The sequence below is a fragment of the Mesorhizobium sp. RCAM 05099 genome, from assembly GCF_059683685.1.
Window position 1 is genome coordinate 5,454,051 of the sequence record NZ_CM185035.1, and the last position, 24,118, is coordinate 5,478,168.

The 24,118-nt window shown below is 63.9% G+C and carries 22 protein-coding genes and 3 pseudogenes; 13 read left to right on the top strand and 12 right to left on the bottom strand.

Annotated features, from left to right (window positions below; all coding sequences use genetic code 11):
* The first annotated feature begins 11 nt into the window (after window positions 1–11).
* Complete coding sequence (locus AC56QQ_RS26950; RefSeq protein ID WP_489859999.1) at window positions 12–1,016, top strand: DUF937 domain-containing protein; 1,005 nt, start codon at window positions 12–14, stop codon at window positions 1,014–1,016.
* Between the two features lie 171 nt (window positions 1,017–1,187).
* Here the strand turns inward: AC56QQ_RS26950 and AC56QQ_RS26955 are convergent, their stop codons facing one another.
* Window positions 1,188–1,478, bottom strand: coding sequence for a DUF1127 domain-containing protein (locus AC56QQ_RS26955; RefSeq protein WP_091585998.1), 291 nt, complete (start codon window positions 1,476–1,478; stop codon window positions 1,188–1,190).
* 178 nt (window positions 1,479–1,656) lie between these two features.
* On the opposite strand from AC56QQ_RS26955, the gene AC56QQ_RS26960 reads away from it, so the two are divergent.
* The 3 genes and pseudogenes from AC56QQ_RS26960 (at window position 1,657) to AC56QQ_RS26970 (ending at window position 5,381) form a co-directional block, all read left to right on the top strand.
* Complete coding sequence (locus AC56QQ_RS26960; protein ID WP_497124029.1) at window positions 1,657–2,613, top strand: LysR substrate-binding domain-containing protein; 957 nt, start codon at window positions 1,657–1,659, stop codon at window positions 2,611–2,613.
* A gap of 78 nt (window positions 2,614–2,691) precedes the next feature.
* The gene (gene xseA / locus AC56QQ_RS26965) at window positions 2,692–4,257 is read left to right on the top strand and encodes an exodeoxyribonuclease VII large subunit (RefSeq protein ID WP_497124030.1); all 1,566 of its coding nucleotides are present in this window, start codon (window positions 2,692–2,694) and stop codon (window positions 4,255–4,257) included.
* A gap of 4 nt (window positions 4,258–4,261) precedes the next feature.
* A pseudogene (locus tag AC56QQ_RS26970) lies at window positions 4,262–5,381 on the top strand (DmpA family aminopeptidase).
* A 156-nt stretch (window positions 5,382–5,537) separates the two neighbouring features.
* Here AC56QQ_RS26970 and AC56QQ_RS26975 read toward each other — a convergent pair.
* The 11 genes from AC56QQ_RS26975 to ehuR form a co-directional block, all read right to left on the bottom strand.
* On the bottom strand, window positions 5,538–5,792 hold the full coding sequence (locus AC56QQ_RS26975; protein WP_091586006.1) for a DUF768 domain-containing protein: 255 nt from the start codon (window positions 5,790–5,792) through the stop codon (window positions 5,538–5,540).
* A 442-nt stretch (window positions 5,793–6,234) separates the two neighbouring features.
* A complete protein-coding gene (doeB, locus tag AC56QQ_RS26980) occupies window positions 6,235–7,233 on the bottom strand; it encodes a N(2)-acetyl-L-2,4-diaminobutanoate deacetylase DoeB (protein ID WP_497124031.1) in 999 nt (332 codons plus the stop codon).
* A gap of 5 nt (window positions 7,234–7,238) precedes the next feature.
* Window positions 7,239–8,417: an ectoine hydrolase DoeA gene (gene doeA / locus AC56QQ_RS26985; RefSeq protein ID WP_497124032.1), complete on the bottom strand. Its 1,179-nt coding sequence runs from the start codon at window positions 8,415–8,417 to the stop codon at window positions 7,239–7,241.
* Window positions 8,418–8,553: 136 nt separating this feature from the next.
* Window positions 8,554–9,546 carry an ectoine utilization protein EutC gene (gene eutC, locus AC56QQ_RS26990; RefSeq protein WP_497124033.1) on the bottom strand — a complete coding sequence of 331 codons (993 nt, stop codon included), beginning with the start codon at window positions 9,544–9,546 and terminating at the stop codon, window positions 8,554–8,556.
* Complete coding sequence (eutB, locus tag AC56QQ_RS26995) at window positions 9,543–10,535, bottom strand: hydroxyectoine utilization dehydratase EutB (protein ID WP_497124034.1); 993 nt, start codon at window positions 10,533–10,535, stop codon at window positions 9,543–9,545. The genes eutC and eutB overlap by 4 nt, the downstream gene beginning before the upstream one ends.
* A 5-nt stretch (window positions 10,536–10,540) precedes the next feature.
* Window positions 10,541–11,320, bottom strand: a complete 780-nt coding sequence (gene eutA, locus AC56QQ_RS27000) for an ectoine utilization protein EutA (RefSeq protein ID WP_497124035.1) — start codon at window positions 11,318–11,320, stop codon at window positions 10,541–10,543.
* A 3-nt stretch (window positions 11,321–11,323) separates the two neighbouring features.
* Complete coding sequence (gene ehuD, locus AC56QQ_RS27005) at window positions 11,324–11,983, bottom strand: ectoine/hydroxyectoine ABC transporter permease subunit EhuD (RefSeq protein ID WP_497124036.1); 660 nt, start codon at window positions 11,981–11,983, stop codon at window positions 11,324–11,326.
* Complete coding sequence (gene ehuC, locus AC56QQ_RS27010; RefSeq protein WP_497124037.1) at window positions 11,983–12,642, bottom strand: ectoine/hydroxyectoine ABC transporter permease subunit EhuC; 660 nt, start codon at window positions 12,640–12,642, stop codon at window positions 11,983–11,985. The genes ehuD and ehuC overlap by 1 nt, the downstream gene beginning before the upstream one ends.
* Before the next feature lie 156 nt (window positions 12,643–12,798).
* A complete protein-coding gene (gene ehuB / locus AC56QQ_RS27015) occupies window positions 12,799–13,650 on the bottom strand; it encodes an ectoine/hydroxyectoine ABC transporter substrate-binding protein EhuB (RefSeq protein WP_497124038.1) in 852 nt (283 codons plus the stop codon).
* Window positions 13,651–13,739: 89 nt separating this feature from the next.
* Window positions 13,740–14,531 (bottom strand): ectoine/hydroxyectoine ABC transporter ATP-binding protein EhuA, encoded by a 792-nt coding sequence (gene ehuA, locus AC56QQ_RS27020; protein WP_497124039.1) that lies wholly within the window; start codon window positions 14,529–14,531, stop codon window positions 13,740–13,742.
* 260 nt (window positions 14,532–14,791) lie between these two features.
* Window positions 14,792–16,177 (bottom strand): MocR-like ectoine utilization transcription factor EhuR, encoded by a 1,386-nt coding sequence (gene ehuR, locus AC56QQ_RS27025; protein ID WP_497124040.1) that lies wholly within the window; start codon window positions 16,175–16,177, stop codon window positions 14,792–14,794.
* 83 nt (window positions 16,178–16,260) lie between these two features.
* Between ehuR and AC56QQ_RS27030 the strand changes: the two genes are divergently transcribed.
* The 9 genes and pseudogenes from AC56QQ_RS27030 (at window position 16,261) to AC56QQ_RS27070 (ending at window position 23,483) form a co-directional block, all read left to right on the top strand.
* Complete coding sequence (locus AC56QQ_RS27030) at window positions 16,261–16,752, top strand: Lrp/AsnC family transcriptional regulator (RefSeq protein ID WP_091586046.1); 492 nt, start codon at window positions 16,261–16,263, stop codon at window positions 16,750–16,752.
* Between the two features lie 135 nt (window positions 16,753–16,887).
* On the top strand, window positions 16,888–18,381 hold the full coding sequence (locus AC56QQ_RS27035) for an NAD-dependent succinate-semialdehyde dehydrogenase (protein ID WP_497124041.1): 1,494 nt from the start codon (window positions 16,888–16,890) through the stop codon (window positions 18,379–18,381).
* Window positions 18,382–18,412: 31 nt separating this feature from the next.
* Entirely contained in the window at window positions 18,413–19,792 is a 1,380-nt protein-coding gene (locus AC56QQ_RS27040; protein WP_497124042.1) for an aspartate aminotransferase family protein, read from the top strand.
* Between the two features lie 42 nt (window positions 19,793–19,834).
* Window positions 19,835–20,910: pseudogene (locus AC56QQ_RS27045) on the top strand (alcohol dehydrogenase family protein).
* Window positions 20,911–20,933: 23 nt separating this feature from the next.
* Complete coding sequence (locus AC56QQ_RS27050) at window positions 20,934–21,116, top strand: hypothetical protein (RefSeq protein WP_489859985.1); 183 nt, start codon at window positions 20,934–20,936, stop codon at window positions 21,114–21,116.
* Window positions 21,117–21,174: 58 nt separating this feature from the next.
* Window positions 21,175–21,293: pseudogene (tcuB, locus tag AC56QQ_RS27055) on the top strand (tricarballylate utilization protein TcuB); the annotation flags it as partial.
* A 172-nt stretch (window positions 21,294–21,465) separates the two neighbouring features.
* The gene (locus AC56QQ_RS27060) at window positions 21,466–22,143 is read left to right on the top strand and encodes a YjbE family putative metal transport protein (protein WP_497124043.1); all 678 of its coding nucleotides are present in this window, start codon (window positions 21,466–21,468) and stop codon (window positions 22,141–22,143) included.
* Between the two features lie 85 nt (window positions 22,144–22,228).
* Window positions 22,229–22,699 carry a hypothetical protein gene (locus tag AC56QQ_RS27065; RefSeq protein WP_497124044.1) on the top strand — a complete coding sequence of 157 codons (471 nt, stop codon included), beginning with the start codon at window positions 22,229–22,231 and terminating at the stop codon, window positions 22,697–22,699.
* 226 nt (window positions 22,700–22,925) lie between these two features.
* The gene (locus tag AC56QQ_RS27070) at window positions 22,926–23,483 is read left to right on the top strand and encodes a transglutaminase-like cysteine peptidase (RefSeq protein WP_497124045.1); all 558 of its coding nucleotides are present in this window, start codon (window positions 22,926–22,928) and stop codon (window positions 23,481–23,483) included.
* Window positions 23,484–24,118 lie beyond the last annotated feature (635 nt).

Consider the following 24,118-nt stretch of genomic DNA (forward strand, 5'->3'; position numbering starts at 1 on the left):
AGGAGAAGCCGATGCCTACCTTGTTCGACATGTTGGCGCAGGCCCAGAACGGCAACGGCATGCAGGCGCTTGCCCAGCAATACGGGCTTTCGATGCAGCAGACGCAGGCGGCGGTTGCCGCACTGCTGCCGGCCTTCTCGCAGGGGCTGCAACGCAACACCGCGGACCCCTATGGGCTCGGCGCCTTCATGACGGCGATGGCGAGCGGCCAGCACGCCAAGTATTTCGAGGACGCGACGCGAGCCTTCTCGCCGCAAGGCGTCGACGAGGGCAACGGCATATTGGGGCATCTGTTCGGCTCGAAGGATCTGTCGCGGGCCGTGGCCAGCCAGGCGGCGCAGGCGAGCGGCGTCAGCCAGCAGATCCTGCAGCAAATGCTGCCGGCGATCGCCTCCATGGTCATGGGTGGACTGTTCAAGCAGACAACAAGCCAGATGCAGGCGGCTGGCGGTTTCGGTGGCGGCAGCAATCCGCTCGGCGAGATCATCGAACAGATGATGCGACAAGGTGGCGGCATGCAGGCCCCGGCCCCGCAGCCTCAGAATCCGATGGACAACCCGTTCGGCAAGGTTTTGCAGGATATGTTCGGTGGCGCAGCACAGCAGCCGCAAAGCCAGCCGCAGCCGGCACCCAATCCCTATGGCGACAATCCGCTCGGCAAGGTGCTGCAGGACATGTTCGGCGGCGGCGCGCCACAGCCGCAGGGCCGGGCGCAACCGCAACAGACGCAGAGCCCCTACGGCGACAACCCGCTGGGGAAGATCTTCGAGGAGATGCTGCGGCAGGGTGGTGGCGGCGGCTTCGGCATGCCCGGCGGACAGCCGGCGCCGCAGCCTCAGGCACCACAGCAGCGTCAGGCACCGCAGCCACAGACCAATCCAAGCGGCCGGCCAAGGAACCCGTTCGACGATCTGTTCGGCAAGATGTTCGAGACCGGCGCCCAGCAGCGCGACGAGTATCAGAAGAGCGTGGAGACGATCTTCGATCAGTTCAAGCGGGACATGGACCGGCGCTAGCCAGCAGGCCAACGGCCGATCTTCGGCAACGCAGACAAAGAAAAGCCCGGTCCTTGGGAGGACCGGGCAACGTGCAGGCAGGCCGGCGGGGAACCGGCAGGGAGTGGGGAGCCTGCAGAACCTTGGTCGCGCTGAACCCTGAAAGGTTCAACAGGACCGAAACTCAGCCGGTCAGGCCACCTTGCGAGCGATGTCCTCGATCGTTTCGACACGATCGCTGGCGATTTCACGCAGGATCGCCGTCGGGTCGCGGCCAAATGGCACGTCGATGGCGACGTGCAGGTCGGCGCGCGTCAGGCCGATATCGGCGAGTTCGGCATCCGACATCTCGCCGAGGCGATAGAAGGCGCGGCGGTTTTTCCAGGCGCGGTAGGCGTTGGAGACGGTGTTTGCCACGCGCGTCGCAACGGCCGGACGCGAGGTGATGCGCGAGGTCTCGGTGGCGAAATCGAACGTGGTCATTGTCGGTCTCCTTCAGACTCGAACGAACGAAACCAGGCGATCGGCGCTGACTACAGCGGCCGCTCCGGTCCCAATTCACATGCCTTCATGTGGACATCGGCAATTTGCCATCGCCCGATTGATTAATCCAACGAATGTTTCTAATCTTTAGCATCAACACTAGTGATGGATTGGACCGATGAAAGCGCCGCTCGATCTTGATCAGTTGCAGACCTTCATCTCGATTGCCGACACAGGCAGCTTTACCCGGGCGGCCGAAGAGGTACACCGGACCCAGTCGGCGGTATCCATGCAGATGCGCCGGCTGGAGGAGCGGATCGGCAAGCCGCTGTTCGAGAAAGATGGGCGCACCAACAAGCTGACCGAGGAAGGCGACAAGCTGCTCTCCTACGCGCGGCGGCTACTCTATCTCAACCGCGAAACGCTGGCGGCCTTCGACGACCAGCGGCTCGAAGGCACGATTCGCATCGGCACGCCCGACGACTATGCCGACCGTTTCCTGCCCGAGATCATGGCACGATTCACGCGCTCCAATCCGCGCGTCGAACTGACCGTCATCTGCGAACCGACGCCGGGGCTGGTCGAACATATCAAGCGCGGCAATCTCGATCTGGCGCTGGTGACGCACAACGACACGCGCGGCCAGTCGGAAGTGGTGCGGCGCGAGCCGCTGCTGTGGGTCACCTCGGCCAACCATGCGACGCACGAACAACAGACGTTGCCGATGGCCTTTGGCCGGCCGAACTGCATCTGGCGGCGCGCCGCTGTCGACGTGCTCGACAGGCAGAACCGCGACTATCGCATCCTGTTCACCAGTTTCTCGGCAACCGTCATCACCGCAGCGGTGCTTTCTGGCCTCGCGATCTCGGTGCTGCCGGAATGCGCGCTCAGGCCCGGCATGCGGGTGCTGGGTGAAGCCGACGGCTTCGGCGCCCTGCCCGATTGCCGCATCGGCATCATGCGCGGCCAGACCTCGCGGCCGGAGATCGTCGACGCACTCGCCCGCCATATTTCGGAAAGCCTGGACAACATCTCCGTGCCGCTGGGCGAAGAGGCCGGCACATTCGACTTCGCGGCACTCGCCTTCGCCAAGATGAAGCGGACCAAGCCGAACCAGATCCTGCCGGGCTGGTAGGCAGGGTCACCAGGCTATAAAAGCCTGACTTGGCACGGGCGCCTTGACGTGGAGGGCTAACCATCGCCCAATCGGGCGATGAGCGAGGCAGCATCCGAATCACGCACCAACGCCACCGAATACACGGTGAGCGAGATTTCCGGCGCGCTGAAGCGCACGGTCGAGGACGTCTTCGGCAATGTGCGGGTGCGCGGCGAAATATCCGGCTATCGCGGGCCGCATTCGTCCGGCCATGCCTATTTCGCGCTGAAGGACGACCGCGCCCGGCTCGACGCCGTGGTGTGGAAGGGCACGATGAGCCGGCTGAAATTCCGCCCCGAAGAGGGGATGGAGGTGATCGCCACCGGCAAGCTCACCACCTATCCCGGCAAATCCAACTACCAGATCGTCATCGACAATCTGGAGCCCGCCGGGGCCGGAGCGCTGATGGCGCTGCTGGAAGAGCGCAAGCGCCGGCTGCAGGCCGAGGGCCTGTTCGACACCGGTCGCAAGCGGTTGCTGCCATTCATGCCGCGCGTCATCGGCGTCGTCACCTCGCCGACGGGGTCCGTCATCCGCGACATCATCCACAGGATCAAGGACCGCTTTCCGCTGCATATCCTGGTCTGGCCGGTGCGCGTGCAGGGCGAGACGTCGGGCGCGGAAGTGGCCGCAGCCGTCACCGGCTTCAACGCGCTGGCCTGGGATGGTGCCATTCGGCGCCCGGACCTGCTGATCGTGGCGCGCGGCGGCGGCAGCCTCGAAGACCTCTGGGGCTTCAACGACGAGGCGCTCGCCCGCGCCGTCGCCGCCTCCGGCATTCCGGTGATCTCGGCCGTGGGCCATGAGACCGACTGGACGCTGATCGACCTCGTCGCCGATGTGCGAGCGCCGACACCGACGGGTGCGGCCGAAATTGCCGTGCCGGTGAAGGCCGACCTCGAAGCGACGCTTGCCAGTCTTGGCGCGCGGCTCAAGGCGGCGGTGTTGCGCAATTTCGAACGCAAGCGGCAGGCAGCCCGTGCCGCCGCCCGCGCGCTGCCCTCGCCCGATCAATTGCTGGCGCTGCCGCGCCGACGCCTCGACGAAGCGACATCTAGGCTCGGCCGGGCCCTGTCCGTCAGCGTCGACCGCAAGCGGGCACGGCTTCAAGGCCAAAGGCTGACGCCAGCCACGCTGTCGCGGCGCATCAACGAAGCCCGCACGCTGACCGGCCGCGACCTCGCCCGCGCGCAGGCGGCGTTCTTCGCCATCATACGCGAACGTCGCGCGCGATTTTCGCGCACCGCGACGCGGCTGTCGCCGGCACCGATCGCACGGCGCCAGAAACTGCAAGGGGACGCGCTGGCGGCCACGGCGCGCCGGCAGGATCGGGTGATCTCGGTGCGGTTGGAGCGCTTGCGCGGACAACTGAGCCAGGCCGATCGCCTGCTGACCACGCTGTCGCACAAGGCCGTTCTGGCGCGCGGCTTCGCCCTGGTGAAGGGCGCCGACGGCGCCGTGATCAAGCAGGCGGCCGAGGTGGCGTCGGGGATGGCGCTTTCGCTGGAGTTCGCCGACGGCACCGCGGATGCGATTGCGACCAATGGTGGGGCAAAACCGAAAGCGGTGGCCAAGCCAGCGGCCAAGGCCAAGGAGCCCGGCAATCAGGGATCGCTGTTCTGAGGCCATGACCGACAATCCGCACCATCTGGCAACACCTTCAGGCAAGCCGCGCGCACGAAGCTTCGGCATCGGCTTCGACGGGACGCCCGGGCCGTTCAATGCGATCACCGATGTGCCCGGCGTCGCGGTCGGTTATTCGACGCTTGTTTCTGGCGATGGCGCGCTCGTCGTCGGCAAGGGACCGGTACGCACCGGCGTGACCGCGATCCTGCCCAGTGCCGCGCGCCGATCTTGCCACGCCGGTCTTTGCCGGCATCTTCAGCCAGAACGGCAATGGCGAGCTGACCGGCTCGCACATCGTCGAGGAAACCGGCGCTTTCAACTTCCCGGTCACCATCACCAACACACATTCCTGCGGTGTCTCGCGCGACGGCACGCTGCACTGGATGAACCAAGTGCTGCCGGCCGCACTCGACAGCGCCTGGGGCCTGCCGGTGGCGGCGGAGACCTATGACGGCTTCCTCAACGATATCAACGGCCACCATCTGACGTTCGAACACGTTGCCCAGGCGCTTGACGATGCGGCCAGCGGCCCGATCGAGGAAGGCAGTGTCGGCGGCGGCACGGGCATGATCACCTTCGGCTTCAAGGCCGGTTCCGGCACCGCATCGCGCGTCGTCGAATGGCACGGCCGCGCCTATACGGTCGGCGCCTTCGTGCAGTCGAATTTCGGCAAGCGGCACAATTTCACGGTTCGCGGCCTGCGCGCCGGACCCGAGCTCGCCGAACCGGCGATCCGCGAAGGCACGCCGCGCGCCGAAAAGGGCTCGATCATCGCCGTCATTGCCACCGATGCGCCGTTCCTGCCGCATCAGACGAAGCGGCTGGCACGCCGCGTGCCGCTCGGCGTCGCCATGACCGGCGGCTTCGGCTATCACAGTTCCGGCGACATTTTTCTCGCCTTCTCGACCGCCAATGCGAGCGCGGCACTGGCACAGTCGGGCCGGATCGCCAGCGCTGACTTTGTCCCGGACACCGACATCGATCCGTTTTTCGATGCGGTGATCCAGAGCATTGAGGAGGCGATCCTCAACGCATTGGTCGCCAATGACGACATGACCGGGCGCGACGGTAATCTCGTCCCGGCGCTGCCGAAGACGTGGCTGAAAGAGAAGTTCGGCTGAAAGGAACAGCCGAGACAAAGACGCGGGCCGAACAGACCCGCGTTTCAAGACAGGTCGCTTTAGACTCTTTGTTTTGACGCAATTCCCAAGGGAAAGCGCTGTGCGCTTTTCCCGTGAAAAACCGTTTCACACTTTTCCTGGAATTGCTCTAAGCGGTCATTCCGCGGCTTTGCTGGACGCCTGCTGGTTTTCGTCGGCCTCGGCCGCTTCCTCGAGCCGGGAGGCTATCAGTTCCTGAATGTCGCCGACTTCCTCCTGGATGTCCTCCAGGGGGATGCCGACCTCCGCCGCCTTGGCAGCGCATTCCTTGGCCAGTGTCTCGGCCTGCTTCTCGATCCTGGCCTGGGACGGCTGGCACTGGACCTTTTCGCCGATCCATCCCCGCAAGAACTCGATCGCGTGTTCACTCATGCTGCTGTTCCCTGGCGGCAAAGCCGGTTGGTAATCATAAACGTCGGCATCCGGCAAAGGATGCATGTCCCCATTCCAGCCGAGTCGTCACCAACCGGCAAGCCGATCTCATCCAAGGTCCACAGAGCCAAAGGAAATCGAGGGTTCAAGAGCATTTTCTGATTCTGGAGGGTTGATACCGTTGGCTGGGTCACACCCAGCTTTGCGCCACTGTTTCTATTTGCTTTTTTCCGGTTTCCGAGCCGATTTCGTCACAATAGATGGCGCAATGCGTAACACATTTACAGGTGCTTCGGGGTGCTGCCCTGAGGCGCGCGGGTCGAAGCCGCCGCTATATAGTGACATCCTCATGCAATGTCGACTCTGCTCGTTATCCTGCTTCTTTCCGCCGCGTCAGAGGCTCCGCGAGGGATGCAAGGCAAGGGATCCCCCGCGGAATCGTTCAGACTTCCACAGCCACCACGGCCGCGCAGTCGCCCGCCTTTACCAGGCCGGGAAAATGCCGCGCAGCCAGCAGGCCCGACATCTTTGCCCGGATCTCCTGGGGCGCAATACCGGTACGGCCGACGGAATGGATCCGCGCCAGCACCGTATCTTGTTCGACGGGTTCGCCAAGATCGACCATAGTCTCGATCATGCCGTCATCCTCGGCGAACGAGAAACAGTCACCCGACGGCATGTCGAGCCATTGCGTCGGGCTCGTCTCGACCGCGCCGGCAACGATGCCGGCATGGCGCAGCACGTTGAGCACGCCGCGCCGCGCGATCCGCACGGTTTGCGCGCGTGAGGTGCCGCCGCCGCCCAGTTCTGTGGTGATGAACAGTTTCCCCATCTCCTCGGCGGCAGTGTCGAACATGCCGACCGCATCGATCTCCAGCATCTTCATCGACCAGGGTGCGGAAAACGCTTCGACAGCCGCGAACCCCTGTGCCTCCAGCGCCTTGTCCGGCCGGATATGGGCCGCGCAGAAGGGCACGAAGTCGAGTGTCCTGCCGCCGGAATGGAAATCGAGCGCGATGTCGGAGCGCGGCAGCAATTCGCGCTGGAAATAGTCGGCGATCTTCTCGGTCACCGTGCCGTCCGGCCGGCCGGGAAAGCTGCGGTTCATGTTGCCCTTGTCGATCGGCGAGGTGCGTGTGCCGGCGCGAAAGGCCGGATAATTCATCGCCGGCACGATGATCACCGTGCCGCCGACATGCTTCGGGTCGAGCGTGCGGGCGAGATCGTAGAGCGCCAGCGGCCCCTCATACTCGTCGCCATGGTTGCCGCCGGTCAGCAGCGCGGTTGGCCCCTTGCCGTTGCGGATGACGCAGATCGGGATCATCACCGAACCCCAGGCCGAATCGTCGCGGCTGTAAGGAAGGCGCAGGAAGCCGTGCTGGACACCGTCGCGGTCGAAATCGACGGTCGGCGCTATCGGCGACGGGCGGAGACTGGACATCGGTTTCAATCCTTCACCACCAGCTTGCGCGGCACGTTGGCGAGGCACTCTACACCGGTTTCGGTGATCAGGATCGACTCGGTGATCTCCAGTCCCATCGTCTCCAGCCACAGGCCGGTCATGAAATGGAAGGTCATGCCGGGCTTGAGCTCGGTACGATCGCCGGGGCGCAGGCTCATCGTGCGTTCGCCCCAGTCCGGCGGATAGGACAGGCCGATCGGATAGCCGGTGCGGTTGTCCTTGACGATGCCATACTTCTTCAGCACCGCGAAGAAGGCATTGGCGATGTCCTCACAGGTGTTGCCGGGTTTGGCTGCCGCCAAGCCCGCATCCATGCCTTCCAGCGTCGCCTTCTCGGCATCGAGGAACTCCTGCGTCGGCCTGCCGAGGAACACGGTGCGCGACAGCGGGCAGTGATAACGGTGATAGCAGCCGGCGATCTCGAAGAAAGTGCCCTCGCCCCGCTTCATCGGTTTGTCGTCCCATGTCAGATGCGGCGCCGAGGCGTCGGCGCCGGACGGCAGCAGCGGCACGATCGCCGGATAATCGCCGCCAATTCCGTCGACGCCGCGCGTGCCGGCGTCATAGATCTCGGCGACCAGATCGCATTTGCGCATGCCGACCTCGATCTTGTCGAAAATACGCTGGTGCATGGCTTCGACGATGCGGGCTGCGTTGCGCATATAGCCGATTTCGGTCGGGCTCTTCACCGCGCGTTGCCAGTTCACCAGAGCGGTGGCATCGACGAAGCGGGCATTGGGCAGATGCTTTTGCAGCGATGCGAAGGCGGCGGCGGAGAACCAGTAATTGTCCATCTCGACACCGATGGCGAGCTTGCCCCAGCCGCGATCGGCAAGCACGCTGGAAAGATAGTCCATCGGGTGGCGCTCGGTCGACTGTACATAGTTATCGGCGTAGCCGACGATATTGTCGTGCGCGAGATAGGCGGTGCGCTTGGCGCCGTTGGCATCCTGGCCACGGCCATACCAGACCGGCTCGCCCGATGGTGGCACGATGACCGCCTGGTGCACATAGAACGACCAGCCGTCATAGCCGGTCAGCCAGGCCATGTTGGACGGGTCGCTGACGATCAGGAGATCGACACCCTTGGCCTCCATGGCTTGCCGTGTCTTGGCGAGGCGATCCGCATATTCGCCCCGCGAGAATTTCAGGTTCGGCATCATTCTTTTGCTTCCTCGTTTGTTGGGCCTGGGGCCTTTTTCAACTTCGTTGAATCCGGCTCCAGGTAATTTTTGCTTGAGCATGATCTTCTCGGAAAACCGGTTTCCACTTTTCCGGATCATGCTCCTGCGGCCAGCATCAGCTTTCGAAAATCGTTCCGGAATTGGCCGCGCGCGCCCGGTCGCGAGCGAGCGTGGCAATCGCGGTGTCCTGCACGCCGGTGCCGGTCAGGTCGGCGATGGTGATGTCGCTGGCCGAACGCCGCCCATGTCGTTCGCCGGCGATGATCTGGCCGAGTTCGGTCACCTGTTCGTCGGCGGCCATGACGCCCGCCGCGATGGCGTGATGCAGCTCACCCAACCGCCTTGTCTGGCGGGCGCTGTCGGCGACATAGAGATCGGCCATGCGCAGGATGGCCGGTGCGATCTCGTTCTTGTGCTCGGCGTCCGAGCCCATCGCGGTGATGTGCTGCCCGGCAGAGACGAAGCCGGCCTTGATCACCGGCTCGGTCGAGGGCGTGGTGGTGACGACGATGTCGGCGCCGGCGACTGCCTCCGCCGCATCGGGTTCGGCACGCACGACGATGCCGAGCTTTTCGCGCAAGGCGCCGGCCGCGGCTTCAGCCTTGACGGCATCGCGCGCCCAGATACGCGCCTCGGCGATCGGCCGCACCAGCATGAGTGCTTCCAGCTGCAATCCGGCCTGCACGCCGGCGCCGAAGATCGTGGCGACAGCCGAATCCGGCCGCGACAGATGCTTGGCCGCGACCGCTCCAGCTGCGGCCGTGCGGACATCGGTGAGATAGCCATTGTCGAGCAGCAGCGCTTCCACCAACCCTGTCTTGGCGGACAACAGCACCATCACGCCGTTGACGCTGGGCAGGCCGAGCTTCGGATTGTCGAAGAAGCCGGGGCTGATCTTGATGGCAAAGCCGTCGATGCCGGGCACGTAGGCGGTCTTCACGTCGACCTCGCCGCGATGCTCTGGGATGTCGAGCCGCAGGATCGGCGGCATCGCCACCGTCAAGGTGGCAAGCGCACGAAAGGCGTTTTCGACGCAAGCGACGGCGTCGAGATCGAGCGTCACGATCTTGCGCAATTCGGCTTCGGTGAGGATGGTCATCCGGCTCATGCCGCGCGCTCCGAAGTTGCCAACGCCTCGCCGCAGACGATTGTCCGGTGCAGACCCATATCGATGTTGCGGCCCGAGAGCAGCACGACGACCGGCCCGTTTGCGTTGACCTTGCCGGCGAGCAGTGCGGCGATGCCGACCGCGCCGGCGCCTTCGACGATCTCGCGCTCCTGCGCATAGGCGTGGCGTATGCCGGCGGCGATTTCGTCCTCGGTGAGCAGGATGACATCATCGAGCAGGTCGCGGCACATGGCGAAGGTCAGCTGGTTGTCGAGGCCGATGCCGCCGCCGAGCGAATCCGCCAGCGTCGGCAATTCTTCCACCAATATCGGTCGGCCGGCATCGAGGCTGGCCTTCATCGCCGCGCCACGCGCCATCGAGACGCCGATGACCTTTGTCCTGGGGCTGACGCCCTTGACGGCGGCGGCAATGCCCGCGGCCAGCCCGCCGCCGGACAGCGGCACCAGGACAAGAGCGGCATCCGGGGCCTGCTCGAGCATCTCCAAGCCGAGCGTGCCTTGCCCGGCAATGATCGCCGGATGGTCGAAGGGCGGCAGCATGACCAGCCCCTCTTGCGCCACCAGCCGCTCGACTTCCTGCTGGGCATCGTCCTGGCTGTTGCCCACGATACGAATTTCGGCACCAAGGCGGCGGATTTCGTCGAGCTTGTTGCCCGGCACCAGCCGCGACATGCAGATCACCGCGCGCATGCCTCCAAGCTTCGCCGCATGCGCCAGCGCCCGACCGTGATTGCCGGTCGAGGCCGCAACCACGCCGCGCGCCTTCTGCTCCGCGTTCAGCGAAGCGACGGCATTCGAGGCGCCGCGCAATTTGAAGCTGCCGGTGATCTGGCGGTGTTCGAGCTTGAGATGGACCGGGACGCCAAGACGATCGGAAAGACTCTGGGATATCACGGTCGGCGTGCGCTCGATCTTGCCGGCAATGCGTTCACGCGCGGCGTCGATGTCGTTGGGAGTAACCTGTGCCATGATCGTCAATCGCGCGGCAGCGGCAGCGTCATCAGACGACCGAACTCGGGATGGGCTGTCTTGTCGCCGCAAAGACGCAGGCAGTTCCAGGCGGTCGCTTGATTGCTGGTGACCACCGGGCGGTCGATCGCCTGTTCCATCCCGGTGACCGCGAGCGCGGCCCGCAGCGCCGTGCAGGACACGAACAATGCGTCAGCCCGCGCGTGTGTCGCCTGACGCGCGAGATCGACAAGCGCAGACGGTGCGATGCGCGCCATCTCGCGGTCGTCCTCGAAACCGAGACAGGTGAAGCTGGCGATCTCGAACCCTTTCGCCGCGAAGTAGGCCGCCATCGGCCTGCTGGTCTCGACGGTGTAAGGCGTGAGGATGCTGATCCTGCGCACACCGAATGCATTCAGCCCACGCACGCCAGCCATTGGCGGCGTGACGACGGCCACGCCGGGCTTGGCGGCCTGGATCGCCGCCTCGATCTCGGTATCGCCGATCACCACCGAGGCCGAAGTGCAGGAATAGCAGACGGCGTCGAGCTTCTCGTCGGGCAGGATCAGCGCCGCGCCGGCCGTCAGCGCCGGCTGCATCTTGCGCAGGTTTTGTGGCGTCGTCGGATTGGCGTAGGGGATGCGCGCGACATAGACGCCGATCCGCTCGCTCGCCACCATGCGGCGAAAGTCCGGTTCGGTCGTGTGGTCGGTGGCAAGGATGATCAGGCCGACGCGCCGCTCCAGCGGACGATCATCGAGCACGGGCCGTCCCGGATGGATCTTTATCTCAGGCAAGGGTTTCACGGATTACCTCTCGATCTTGCCGTAGCGGCGTTCCAGCCAGCGCAGCAGCACGACCGAGCAAAGACTGATGGCGAGGAAGAAAGCGCCGACCAGCGTGATCGGCTCGATATAGCGGTAATAAGTATTGGCGACGCTTTTCGCCTGGTTCATTAGCTCCAGCACGGTGATCGCCGACAGCAGCGGCGTTTCCTTGAACATGGCGATGAAATAATTGGCCAGCGCCGGGATCATCGGCGGAATGGCCTGCGGAATGATGATGTGGGTCCAGGTTTGCCTGGCGTTGAGATTGCACGCCTTGGCGGCCTCCCACTGGCCACGCGGCACATTGTCGATGCCGGCGCGATAAACCTCGGCCGTGTAGGTGCCGTAGTGCAGCCCGAGACCGATGACGCCGGCGACGAGCGGCGGCAGCAGAATGCCGATGTCGGGCAGCACGTAGAAGATGAAATAGAGCTGCACCAGAAGCGGTGTGCCGCGGATGAATTCGGCCGCCCAACCGACCGTACGTGACAAGGCCTTGTTGGGCGAGCGGCGCGCCAGTGCGATGCCCAGCCCGACGATCGCCGCCAGAACCGAGCCGAGCAGCGTCGCCAGGATGGTGATCTTCACCCCCTGGATCAGGGTCGGCATGATTTCCCAAACAAAATTCCAATCCCACTCCATCAGACGCGCACCCCGTCGAGGCCGCGCGCCAAGCGGCGTTCCAGCGAGCGGACGCCCCACGAAATGAGCAGTGCGAGGATGAAATAGATGATCAGGATGGTGCTGAACGGCACCATGGTGTTGCCGGTCTGGGCGCGCACCACCTGTGCCTGGAAGGTGAGGTCGGCGAGCGAGATCAGCGAGACGACGGCGGTCGCCTTGAGCAGTTCGATGGCGTTGTTGCCGAAGGTCGGCAGCATCACCAGAAACGCCTGTGGCAGGATGACGTGGCGCATGCCTTGCCAGCGGCCGAGATTGAGCGCGATGCAAGCCTCGTGCTGTTCGCGGCCGATCGACTGCACAGCGCCGCGCACCACTTCGGCGGCATAGGCGCCGACATTGAGCCCCAGTGCCAGCACGCCGGCTTGCAACGGGGTCAGTTCGACGCCCGCCAGCGGCAACACGAAATAGGCAAAGAACAACTGCACGAAGATCGAGGTGCCGCGGAAGAACTCGATATAGGCTGTGGCCAGCGCGCGCAGCACGAAGAAACGCGACAGCCGCCCCATCCCGGCAACAAAGGCCATGATCAAGGCAAGCACCGACCCCATCAGCGTCAGCTCGATGGTGACAAGCGCTCCCTGCAATATCAGGCCGAGATAGCCGGACCACTGGGTCATGAAGTTGAGTTTTCCTTACCGATCATCATCGAACGTCGGAGCCGCCCCTCATCCGCCTGTCGGCACCTTCTCCCCGTAAAGGACGGGGAGAAGGGACAGCTCCAACGTTGGCGCCCCCTCTCCCCGTCCTTCACGGGAGAGGGTGATGGGCAGCGCCTACTTGGCCGCGCAGAGCTTGTCGCGCGTCGTCGACATCGCAGCCGCCGCCGAGAAGCCGTAGGGCTCGATGATCTTGGCGAACTCGCCGGACTTCTTCATCTTGGCCAGTTCGACATCGTAGGCGTCGCGCAACGCCTCGTCGCCCTTCTTGAAGGCGGCGCCGTCGCAATAGACCGGCGCGCCCTGCACCGGCGCGATGACTTCGAGGTTCGGATCGGCGGCCTTCTTGACCAGGTCGTTGATCGACAGGACGGGAAGCGAATAAGCGTCGATGCGGCCGTCCTGCAGCATCTTCACGCCGCTCTGCCCATCCGGCACGACGATGACACGTTCGCGCGGCACGCCGGCATTGAGCGCCAGCTTCTCCTCGGTGCCGCCGCCGGGCGCGCCAATCGTGGCAGTCGCGTCCTTGGCGACATCCTCATAGCTCTTGAAGCCTTTCGGATTGCCTTTCTTCACCAGCATCGCCTCGGCATCGCACAGCACCGGCTCGGAATAGGCGACCGCCGCGCAGCGTTCGGGCTTCATGAACAGGCCGGCGGTGACGACGTCGAAGCGCCCGGCCTTCAGGCCCGGGATCATCGCGCCATATTCGGAGATCGAGGCGACGATGTCGTTGACGCCAAGACGCTTGAAGATCTCACGCGCCACATCGGGTGCGGCACCCGAAACCTTGCCGTCGGCGGCGACCGCCGTATAGGGCGGCTCATTGGCGATGGCGACGCGGGCGAAACCTTGCGCCTTCAACTGTTCGAGCTTGCTGTCGTCGGCCGAACCCGCGCTCGAGGCGGCCAGCACCGCCGCCAGTGCAAGGCCGGCGACGCCGGCCAGAATGCCAAGTTTCTTCATTGTTCCCAACTCCTTGTTTCTTGTCTTGGTTTTGTTACGGGACGGCTTCGCCGCCCTTGAGGACGGCGTTGCCGCCTCGGGCATGGCGGTCAGACGCGATGTCCAGCCGCGATGATCTTCTTCAGGAAGCCTTGCGTGCGCTCCTGCTTGGGATGACGGAAAATCTCGTCGGGCTTGCCCTCCTCAACGATCTTTCCACGATCGAAGAACAGAACCCGGTCGGCGAAGTCGTGGGCGAAACCCATCTCGTGGGTGACCAGCAGCATTGTCATGTCGGTCTCGGCGCAGAGCCGCCACAACACGTTGAGCACCTCTTCGACCAGTTCCGGGTCGAGCGCCGACGTCACCTCGTCGAACAGCATGATCTTCGGCTGCAGGGCGAGCGCCCGAGCGATCGCCACGCGCTGCTTCTGGCCGCCGGACAGCTGCGCAGGCATCGCTTTGGCCTTGTCGGCCATGCCGACCATCTCGAGCAGTTCCATCGCCCGCTTTTCAGCGGCGGCGCGCGGCATGCCCTTGGTCAGCATCGGCGCCAGCGTGACATTGTCTATGACGCTCTTGTGTGGAAACAGGTTGAACAGCTGGAAGACCATGCCGATCTTCTGGCGCATCTTGGCCAGATGGCGCTCGTCGGCAGGCAGCAACTGGCCATTGCGCTCCATGTGATAGAGGTGCTCGCCGTCGACCTGTATGTGGCCGCCATCGATGCGCTCCAGTGTCATCAAGATGCGCAGGATCGTCGTCTTGCCCGAGCCGGACGGGCCGATCAGCGCCAGCTTCTCGCGTGGCATGACCTGCATCGACAGGCCGTCCAGCACCTTGAAGCTGCCGAAGCTCTTCGAGATGCCGTCGATCTTGATGATGGGCGCGGTTGCGGACAAATGAATTTCCCCGTGCTGGAGAAGCCTGTGCCCTTAACGATGCGGAACACGCCAAATCATGTCAATTGGGAAAATAATATCATGACAATATTTCCCATTCCGCACAATTATTCGGCAGCAGGTGCACGAGTGCGCCGAGATTCGGATCAGGCCGGGCCGAGAATGGCGGCCTCCGAGAACCGGAACGGAGCGTACTTTCGTACCGGAAGCGGAGGAGGCCGACTTTCGCAGGCCGGCATTACCCGAATAACGCGCACTCGCTAAATTGCGAGCAACAGGTGCTCCGGATCGCCAAGCAACAGCTTGGTGACAACGCCGAGGCCGGCACGCAGTTCCCCCTCCGTCGTCGAACCCAGCGAGATGCGCACCGCCGGATGCCATGGCGCGTCCGAGATGCGGAAGGAGGTGCCGGGCGCGATCGCCACGCCCCGCAGCCGTGCCTGGGCGACAAAGCTCTCCTCGGTGCGATCGGAGGGCAGTTGCAGCCAGATATGCAGCCCGTCGCGGCGGGCGCGATAGTCGACCCCGGCCAGCACCTCGGCGGCGATGTCCTGCCGCCGCCGCAGCGCCGTGCGTTGCCAGCGGACAAGTTCCATCGCGGTGCCGTCGGTCACCCATTTGGTGGCGATCTCGGCCACCAGCGGAGTCGCCATCCAGTTGGAAACCAGATGCCGGTTGGCGACGGCCGCGACATAGCGGTCGGGAGCGGCGAGATAGCCGATGCGCAGGCCGGGCACGGTGATCTTGGTGAACGAGGTAACGTAGAGCGTACGCTCCGGCGCAAAGGCCGCAACCGGCCGCGGCCGGTCCTCGACCAGGGGACCCAGCACATCGTTCTCGATGATGGCGATGTCGTGCTTGCGCGCGACGGCTGCGATCTGCTCGCGCCGCGAGGCATCCATCAGCGTCGCCGTCGGGTTGATCACCGACGGCTGCACGAACACCGCGCGGATGTCGGAAAGCCGGCAGGCCTCGTCCAGCGCCTCGGGGATCAGGCCATTGCCGTCGATTGGCAGGCCTTCGAGGTTGAAGCCGAGATAGCGCGCCAGCGGTACCAGCGTGTGATGACCGATCGCCTCGGTGGCGACGGTCGAGCCGGGCGGCGCGACGCTCATCAGCGCCACCGTCATGCCGGCGGTGGCGCCGTTGGTCAGGCTGATGTTCTGCGCGGAGATGTCGAGGCCGCACAGCTTCAGCCATTCGACCGCCACCGCGCGGTGGCGCGGAAACACCATGTTGGGCCGGAACGAGAGCGCCGAACTCGACGGCAGGTTTTCGGCCAGCCAGCCCAGCGCCTGCTTCAGCCGATCCAGATGCATCGGCTCGCAGACCGGCTTCAGGATCGAGAGATCGATAACCTCGCCCAGCCGCTCGGGCAGATAGGGTGGCTCCGGCTCGCGGCGCTGTGTCTGGACGAAGCTGCCGCGACCGATCTCGCCCGAAATCAGGCCCCGCCGGATCAGTTCCTCATAGGCGCGGCTCACCGTCTGCACCGACAGTTTCAAATCGTCGGCCAGCCGGCGATGGGTCGGCAGCCGCGCACCATTGGCAAGGCGCCCGTCATGGATGGCGCGCGCGAACTGGTCGGCCAGCGATTGATAGGCTGGCCGCCGGATGAGCGCGGGATCGGGTTGCCACAATGTCATGACTTATTAGAGATCGAAATCAGTGCAATTGACAATCGAAATAATGCGCCGTCATGGTGCGGTGGACGAAAAAGTGGACGCCGATGACATCAGCGAAACTCGACCCGATCGACCTGAAAATCCTCGAAGCCATCCAGCGTGACGGACGCATCACCAAGCTGGCGCTGGCCGAGCAGGTCGGGCTGTCGCCGACGCCTTGCTGGATGCGGCTGCGCAAGCTGGAGAAGGCCGGCATCGTCTCGGGCTATCACGCCCGGATCGCCATGCGCGTCGTGGCACCCGTTGCCACAGTGCTGATGGAGGTGACGCTGGCCAACCACCGCCAGGCCGATTTCGACCGCTTCGAGCGCGTCATCCGCGACATCCCCGAGATCGTCGCCTGCTGGTCGGTGGGCGGCGGCGTCGACTATGTGCTGAAGGTGATGGCGCGCGACATCGACGCCTATCAACGGCTAGTCGACGGCTTGCTCGAGCGCGAAATCGGCATCGACCGCTACTTCACCTACATCGTCATCAAGACGGTGAAGGACGAGACCGTTCTGCCGGTGGCCGATCTGTTGCCGGTACAGATGTAGCAACATCCGAGAGAGATCATCTGCATGGGCCACGCAATAGAGATAATCTCTCTACGCACCGGCGCTTAAACAGCCTCTTTCCTTCGCGGGACAGACCTACTCTTGCGGCATCACCCCAACCGGGAGCAGCCGATGATGTCCGCGCATTTTGCCCGTTCGCACCGCCACGAGGCGCTCGACCGCCTCGCCGACCGCCGGCTGCTGCGTGAGCTTGCCTATGTCGACGGCCACTGGACGGCGAGCGAGGCGGCCGAGAGCTTCGAGGTCACCGATCCGGCGACCGGCACCACCGTCGCCTTCGTCGCCGCGCTGGATGCGCGGCAAACGACAAAAGCGATCGACGCCGCCGCGCGGGCCTTCCCGCCGTGGCGGTCGCTGTTGCCGCAGGAGCGTTCAAGGATTCTGCGAAAATGGTTCGAGCTGATCACCGCCGCGAAGGATGATCTGGCCCTGCTGATGACGCTGGAACAGGGCAAGCCGCTGCAGGAATCGCTGGGCGAGATCGACTATGCCGCCTCCTTCGTCGAATGGTATGCGGAGGAGGCCAAGCGCCTGAACGCCGAGAGCGTCACCAGCCATCTGCCAAACGCCGAAATGATCGTGCGGCGTGAACCGCTCGGTGTCGTCGGTGTCGTCACGCCGTGGAATTTCCCGTCGGCGATGCTGACCCGCAAGGCGGCCGCAGCACTTGCCGCCGGCTGCACCATCGTCGCGCATCCGTCTTCGGAAACGCCTCTCTCGGCACTGGCGCTGGCCGAACTCGGCGAGCGCGCCGGCCTGCCGGCGGGCGTCTTCAACATCGTCACCGGCAAGGCCTCGACGATCGTCGGCCGGATGTGCGAGGACCCGCGTGTTCGCGCCATGAGCTTCACCGGCTCGACCGAGATCGGCCGGCTGATCGCCGCGCAAAGTGCCGCGACGATGAAGCGGCTGGTGATGGAGCTTGGCGGCCACGCGCCGCTGATCGTCTTTACCGATGCCGATCTGGATAAAGCGGTGAGCATCGCCATCGACGCCAAATTCGCCACGTCGGGCCAAGACTGCCTCGCCGCCAACCGCATCTATGTGCAGCGTCCGATCTATGATCGCTTCTGCGCCGCCTTCACCGCGCGCATCGAAAAATTGCGGACAGGCAACGGCCTTGCGCAGGAAATCGAGATCGGGCCGCTGATGCATGAGCGCGCCGTCCAGAAGGTCGAGGCGCAGGTCGCCGATGCGCTGACCCGCGGCGCGCGCTGTCTCACCGGCGGTGCGCGGCACCAGGCCGGGCCACTGTTCTACCAGCCGACGCTGCTGGTGGATGTCGCCGACGAAGCGCTGATCATGCGCGAGGAGACTTTTGGGCCGGTCGCGGCGGTGACGCCTTTCGACAGCGAGGATGAGGTGATCGGCCGCGCCAACGCCACCGAATATGGCCTGGTCGCCTATGTCGTGACCGAGAACGGCGCCCGCCAGCAACGCATGGGCCGCGCGCTCGACTACGGCATGGTCGCCATCAACCGCGTCAAGATCACCGGCGCGCCGATCCCGTTCGGCGGCGTCAAGCAGTCCGGCATTGGCCGCGAGGGCTCGCGCCACGGGCTCGAGGCTTTCACCGATCTCAAATATCTCTGTCTGGATGTGGCCTAGACCCCACCCGGACCTTTCAAGGAGTCAAAAAATGCTCGACCAGTCCAACGAACTCGCCGCCTGGGACCGCGACCACTTCTTCCATCCCTCGACCCATATGGGCACGCATGCGCGCGGCGAGAGCCCGACCCGCATCATGGCCGGCGGCGAAGGCGTCACCGTCTGGGACAGCAATGGCAGGAAGAGCATCGATGCCTTCGCCGGGCTGTATTGCGTCAATGTCGGCTATGGCCGCCAGAAGATTGCTGATGCGATCGCAGCCCAGGCCAAGAACCTCGCCTACTATCACGCCTATGTCGGTCACGGCACCGAGGCCTCGATCACGCTTGCCAAGATGATCATCGACCGCGCGCCGAAGGGCATGTCGAGGGTCTATTTCGGTCTCTCGGGTTCCGATGCCAACGAAACCAACATCAAGCTGATCTGGTACTACAACAATGTGCTCGGTCGGCCGGAGAAGAAGAAGATCATCTCGCGCTGGCGCGGCTATCATGGCTCCGGCGTGATGACGGGTTCGCTGACCGGGCTAGACCTGTTCCACAACGCTTTCGACCTGCCGCGCGCGCCGATCCTGCACACTGAGGCGCCTTATTATTTCCGCCGCGCCGACCGCTCGATGGGCGAGGAGCAGTTCTCGCAGCGTTGCGCCGACAAGCTCGAGGAGATGATCCTGACAGAGGGTCCGGAAACCGTCGCCGCCTTCATCGGCGAGCCGATCCTCGGCACCGGCGGCATCGTGCCGCCGCCAGCCGGCTACTGGGAGAAAATCCAGGCGGTGCTGAAGAAGTACGATGTGCTGCTGGTCGCCGACGAGGTGGTGACGGGCTTCGGCCGGCTGGGCACCATGTTCGGCTCCGACCATTACGGCATCAAGCCCGACCTGATCACCATCGCCAAGGGCCTGACCTCGGCCTATGCGCCGCTGTCGGGCGTCATTGTCGCCGACAAGATGTGGCAGGTGCTGGTCGAGGGTTCCGACAAGCTCGGTTCGCTCGGCCATGGATGGACCTATTCGGCGCATCCGATCTGCGTTGCCGCCGGCGTCGCCAATCTCGAACTGATCGACGAAATGGACCTAGTGACCAATGCCCGCGAGACCGGCGCCTATTTCCGCGCGGAGCTCGCCAAGGCCGTCGGCGGCCATAAAAACGTCGGCGACGTGCGCGGCGACGGCATGCTGGCGGCGGTCGAGTTCGTCGCCGACCGGGACGACCGGGTGTTCTTCGACGCCTCGCAGAAGATCGGTCCGCAGGTGGCGACAGCGCTTGCGGCAAGCGGCGTCATTGGCCGTGCCATGCCGCAGGGCGATATCCTCGGTTTTGCGCCGCCACTCTGCCTGACGCGTGAAGAGGCCGACATCGTGGTGGCCAAGACCGCCGACGCGGTGAAGAGCGTGTTTGCCAATCTCTGAAATCGACCTGTGAATGCCATGACCAAACCCCTCCCCGCCACCATGGCCGCCGTGCAGCTCACCGGGCACGGCGGACCAGAAAAACTCGTCTACCGCACCGATGTCAAAGTGCCAGTGCCGGCTCCCGGCGAAGCGCTGGTCAAAGTCACCGCTTGCGGCATGAACAACACCGATGTCTGGGTGCGCCAGGGCGCCTATGGCACGGAAGAGGACGCGGCAGCGGTGTCGACTGGCGGCGCCAAGGCAACACGCTGACGTTCCCGCGCATCCAGGGCACCGACACGGTCGGTACCATCGTTGCCGTCGGCACGGGCGTTTCGCCTGATCGCATCGGCGAACGGGTGATGGTCGATTTTTCCATCTACAACCGCGACGACGATTCGCTGGCCGACATCGACTATACGGGCCATGGCCGCGACGGCGGTTACGCCGAGTATCAGGCCGTGCCGGCCGAGAACGCCCATGTCGTCGACACGAACTTGAGCGACGTAGAGCTCGCCACCTTCTGCTGCGCCTACCTCACCGGCGAACAGATGCTGGAACGCGCCGGCCTGAAGGCCGGAGAGCGTGTGCTGGTCACCGGCGCCTCGGGCGGCGTCGGTTCCGGCATCGTGCAACTGGCGCGGGCGCGCGGCGCCATTCCCTATGCCGTCGTCGGCAAGGGCAAGGAACAGGCGGTGCTCGACATCGGCGCCGAGGCGGTGATCGCCCGTGGCGTCGCCGACCTGCCGCAAGCCGTGAACGAGGCGACGGGCGGCCGACCTATCGACGTCGTGGCTGACCTCGTCGGTGGCGCGATCTTCAACGACCTGCTGCGCATCCTTCGGCCCGAGGGCCGCTACACCACCGCCGGCGCGATTGCCGGTCCGGTCGTGCAGCTCGATCTGAGGACCATGTATCTGAAACAGTTGCAGCTGCATGGTTCGAGCCAGGGCACGCGGGCCGATTTTCGCCGCATCGTTGGATACATCGAGGCGAAGAAAATCCGGCCGCTGGTCGGCGGCGTCTACAAGCTCTCCGATTTCCACCACGCGCAGGCGGATTTCATCGCCAAGGATTTCGTCGGCAAGCTGGTGGTGGTGCCGGACGCCGTCTGGGAAAGCGTATCTGATTTCTGAGCCAAACGGACGTCGCGGCCAATGTGCCCTATGTGATCAGCCGCGACGCCGACTACGCCGTCCCCATCCATGGCGACGATCGCGGCATCCCCGCCGTCCTCGTCGAAATCCGGCAGGACCTTTTATCGACAAGGTCGGGCATCGAGGAGTGGGCGAGCCGCCTGGCGGCGGCACTGCCCACACAGCAAACGCAGACGGTCCCCTGAGCAATCTCAGCCTGCGCGAGGTGACGCGAACGTCGCTTCATGATGTGGTGAAGCGCTGCCGACCGATCGGCGGCGGCTTTTCCATCGCTTGACGTCCACGGCATCCTGCTTTGCGTCGCACCCACTTCGGTGGACACGGCCTCCCCCTATCTTCTCGGACGCGAAGCACCATATCCATCATATCCATATGGTACGATCCAGCCATCTTGCTGGACGTCGTCGGGGCGGGGGATGTCACATTGCCGGTGTTTTGTTTGATGAGCCTGACCGGCATGCTGCTACTTTTTTCGGGCAATGCTGGCGGTGGGCCTGCTGCTTGCCAGCGGATTCCCCCAGCGGAGCTTGCCTGATGCCGTTTGAGATCGACCAGGCGACGATCGCAGCCTATCTGGAAGTCATCACCATCAATCTCGTTCTCTCGGGCGACAATGTCGTGGTGATCGGCATGGCGGCGGCCGGCCTGGCAAGAGACCTGCGCCAGAAGGCGATCGTGGCCGGCATTGCCGCGGCGGCGGTGATCCGTATCGTCTTTGCCGTGGTGGCGGTGCAATTGCTGGAAATCCCGGGCATCATGCTTGTCGGCGGCCTGCTGCTGTTCTGGGTCTGCTGGAACATGTTCGAGGAATTGCGGTCCGCCGGCGATGCCGATGACGGAAACGGCACAAACGTCGATCCCGACACCGCCAGCCTTGTGGCAAAACGACCAGCCAAGGCACTCCGCACCGCGATCATTCAGATCATTGTCGCCGACGTTTCGATGTCGCTGGACAATGTGCTCGCCGTGGCCGGGGCGGCAAGCGACGACATGGATGCGCTGATCTTCGGTCTCATCCTGTCGGTGGTCTTGATGGCGGTCGCATCGACGCTGGTGGCGGCGCTGCTGGCCAGATACCGCTGGATCGGCTGGCTCGGCCTTGCGGTCATTGTCTATGTCGCGGGCAGCATGGTGCTGGATGGCGTCGGGCAACTGAAAGCGCTCGACTACGGAACGCTTTTTTCCAAGGCCTCATCGGCCCAGACTTATTAGACTTCCGGGGCCATCGAAGGCCCCGGATCTTCAACCGGCAGTATTGGAGCACAGCCTCGCCGTACGGGGGGCTGGGCGTGAAGTGATGCCCCCGACAGCCGCTTCGGCAACACCCGGAACCCTAGTTGCCGGAACCACTGCCGGAATCGCCGCCCTTACCGCCGGAATCGCCACCCTTGCCACCGGAATCACCACCCTTGCCACCGGAATCGCCGCCCTTGCCGCCGGAATCACCACCCTTGCCGCCGGAATCACCACCCTTGCCACCGGAATCGCCGCCCTTGCCGCCGGAATCACCGGCACTGGAATCATCTACACCGCCGGGAACGTTGCTGTCGCCGAGACGTGCAAGCGTTGCCGCGATCAGCGAGGTTGTGAGGGGTGGGCATTGCTCGATTTGGTCCGACGAAAGGATGCTCCTGCGATTGATCGCGATACAACACTGCGCATAGTTGGCGTCGGTAAGTGGTTGGCATTGGGCTGCTGTCAGCCGCGGCCGAATATTGTCCTGTGCTGCTGTGGAACTCGCCCAACTCGCGGCCAGAAGAGCAGATGAAATGAGCAAGGTCGAATGAGTCCTTCCCCCCCAAACCAGGTATCGCGACATTTCTTCCTCCAACGGAAAGCGCACATGGCCCCAAACCAGGGCGCTATCAACCAATTTCTACAATTCGGTAACATATTGTTATTTATATTGAGCCGAAAATACCTTTTTAAGGATTGATTAACCATATTCTGCGAGGCTTGTTCGTTAAGTTGACAACTAAAGGAGACGGTACGTGATGCGTTTCGCTACGCTTGTTGCCGTAGCCATGGTGGCAACTGGTTGCAGTGAAACCATGCAGACAACCAATGCGATGATGGTCACAAAGGGGTATGCATTCCCACCGCCGGCCGCTCGTGTTTTCTGCACCAGCCATCCAAGACTCTGCAGCACTGGCGGGCAGATCAAGCTGGTGACGCTGACGCCGGCACGCAAAGCCGAACTCGAAGCCGTGAACACCTCCGTCAATCGCCGGATCGAGGAGCGCAGTGACCTCGTCACGGCGGGCAGCGTCGACGATTGGCGCGTGCCGACCAAACAGGGCGACTGCGAGGATATCGCGATCCTGAAAAAGAGCGAGCTCTTGAAGCGTGGATGGCCGGCTTCCGCCTTGCTCCTGACGGTCGCGACGCTCGGCGGCGAAGGTCACACGGTGCTCACCGTGCGAACCGACAAGGGAGACTTGATTCTGGATAACCGCGGCAGCGTGATCAGGGACTGGTCACGCACTTCGTACCATTACTTTGCCCGCCAATCCCAGTCCGCCAACGGGAAGTGGGTGCGGATCAGCTCTTAACGGCTCTCGAGTTACTTGCATCCGACTTCCCTGCTCAGCGTCAGGGCAAGAGTTCCGAACTGGCGCCGACCAATTTTCGTCCAACGAGGACGGACGGCTCTATATTCTCGTGCCTCTATACCGGGCGGCTTCTACCCAGAATGCGAGAGCAATTGCTGGAGACCGTCCTTTCACTTCAAAATCCCGCCCCCGATGGCTTCCCGCCGCAATCCACACTGTCTTTGAACGTTGATAGATCGTGATGCCACGTGCACTCGCCCGAGCGCATAGCTCTGCGTCATTTCGAGACATTTCTTCCAGCCCCATTGCCCATCAAACCTGCAGAAACGATTGTGACGGGGACATTCTTCCCGCAAAAAAGACCTGGTTGCAGCGCGACCGGCCTTGGTCACGGCGGGCAGGTATTCCAGGTCCTCAGCACGGAGCAGCTTCCATCCAGAACGCCCGCGCAATTGCTGGCGACCGTCCTTTCATCTCAAATCCCGCTGGTAACCTCCTGCCGCCATCCACACAGTTTTTGAACGGTGATGGATCGTAGCGCCAATGCGCTGGCACGCTGCACGCTGGTAGTTTCGCATCAAATCGATGCACTGGTTGCTCTCGGGATTGCGGGCGCAATAGACAGACCAGAATTG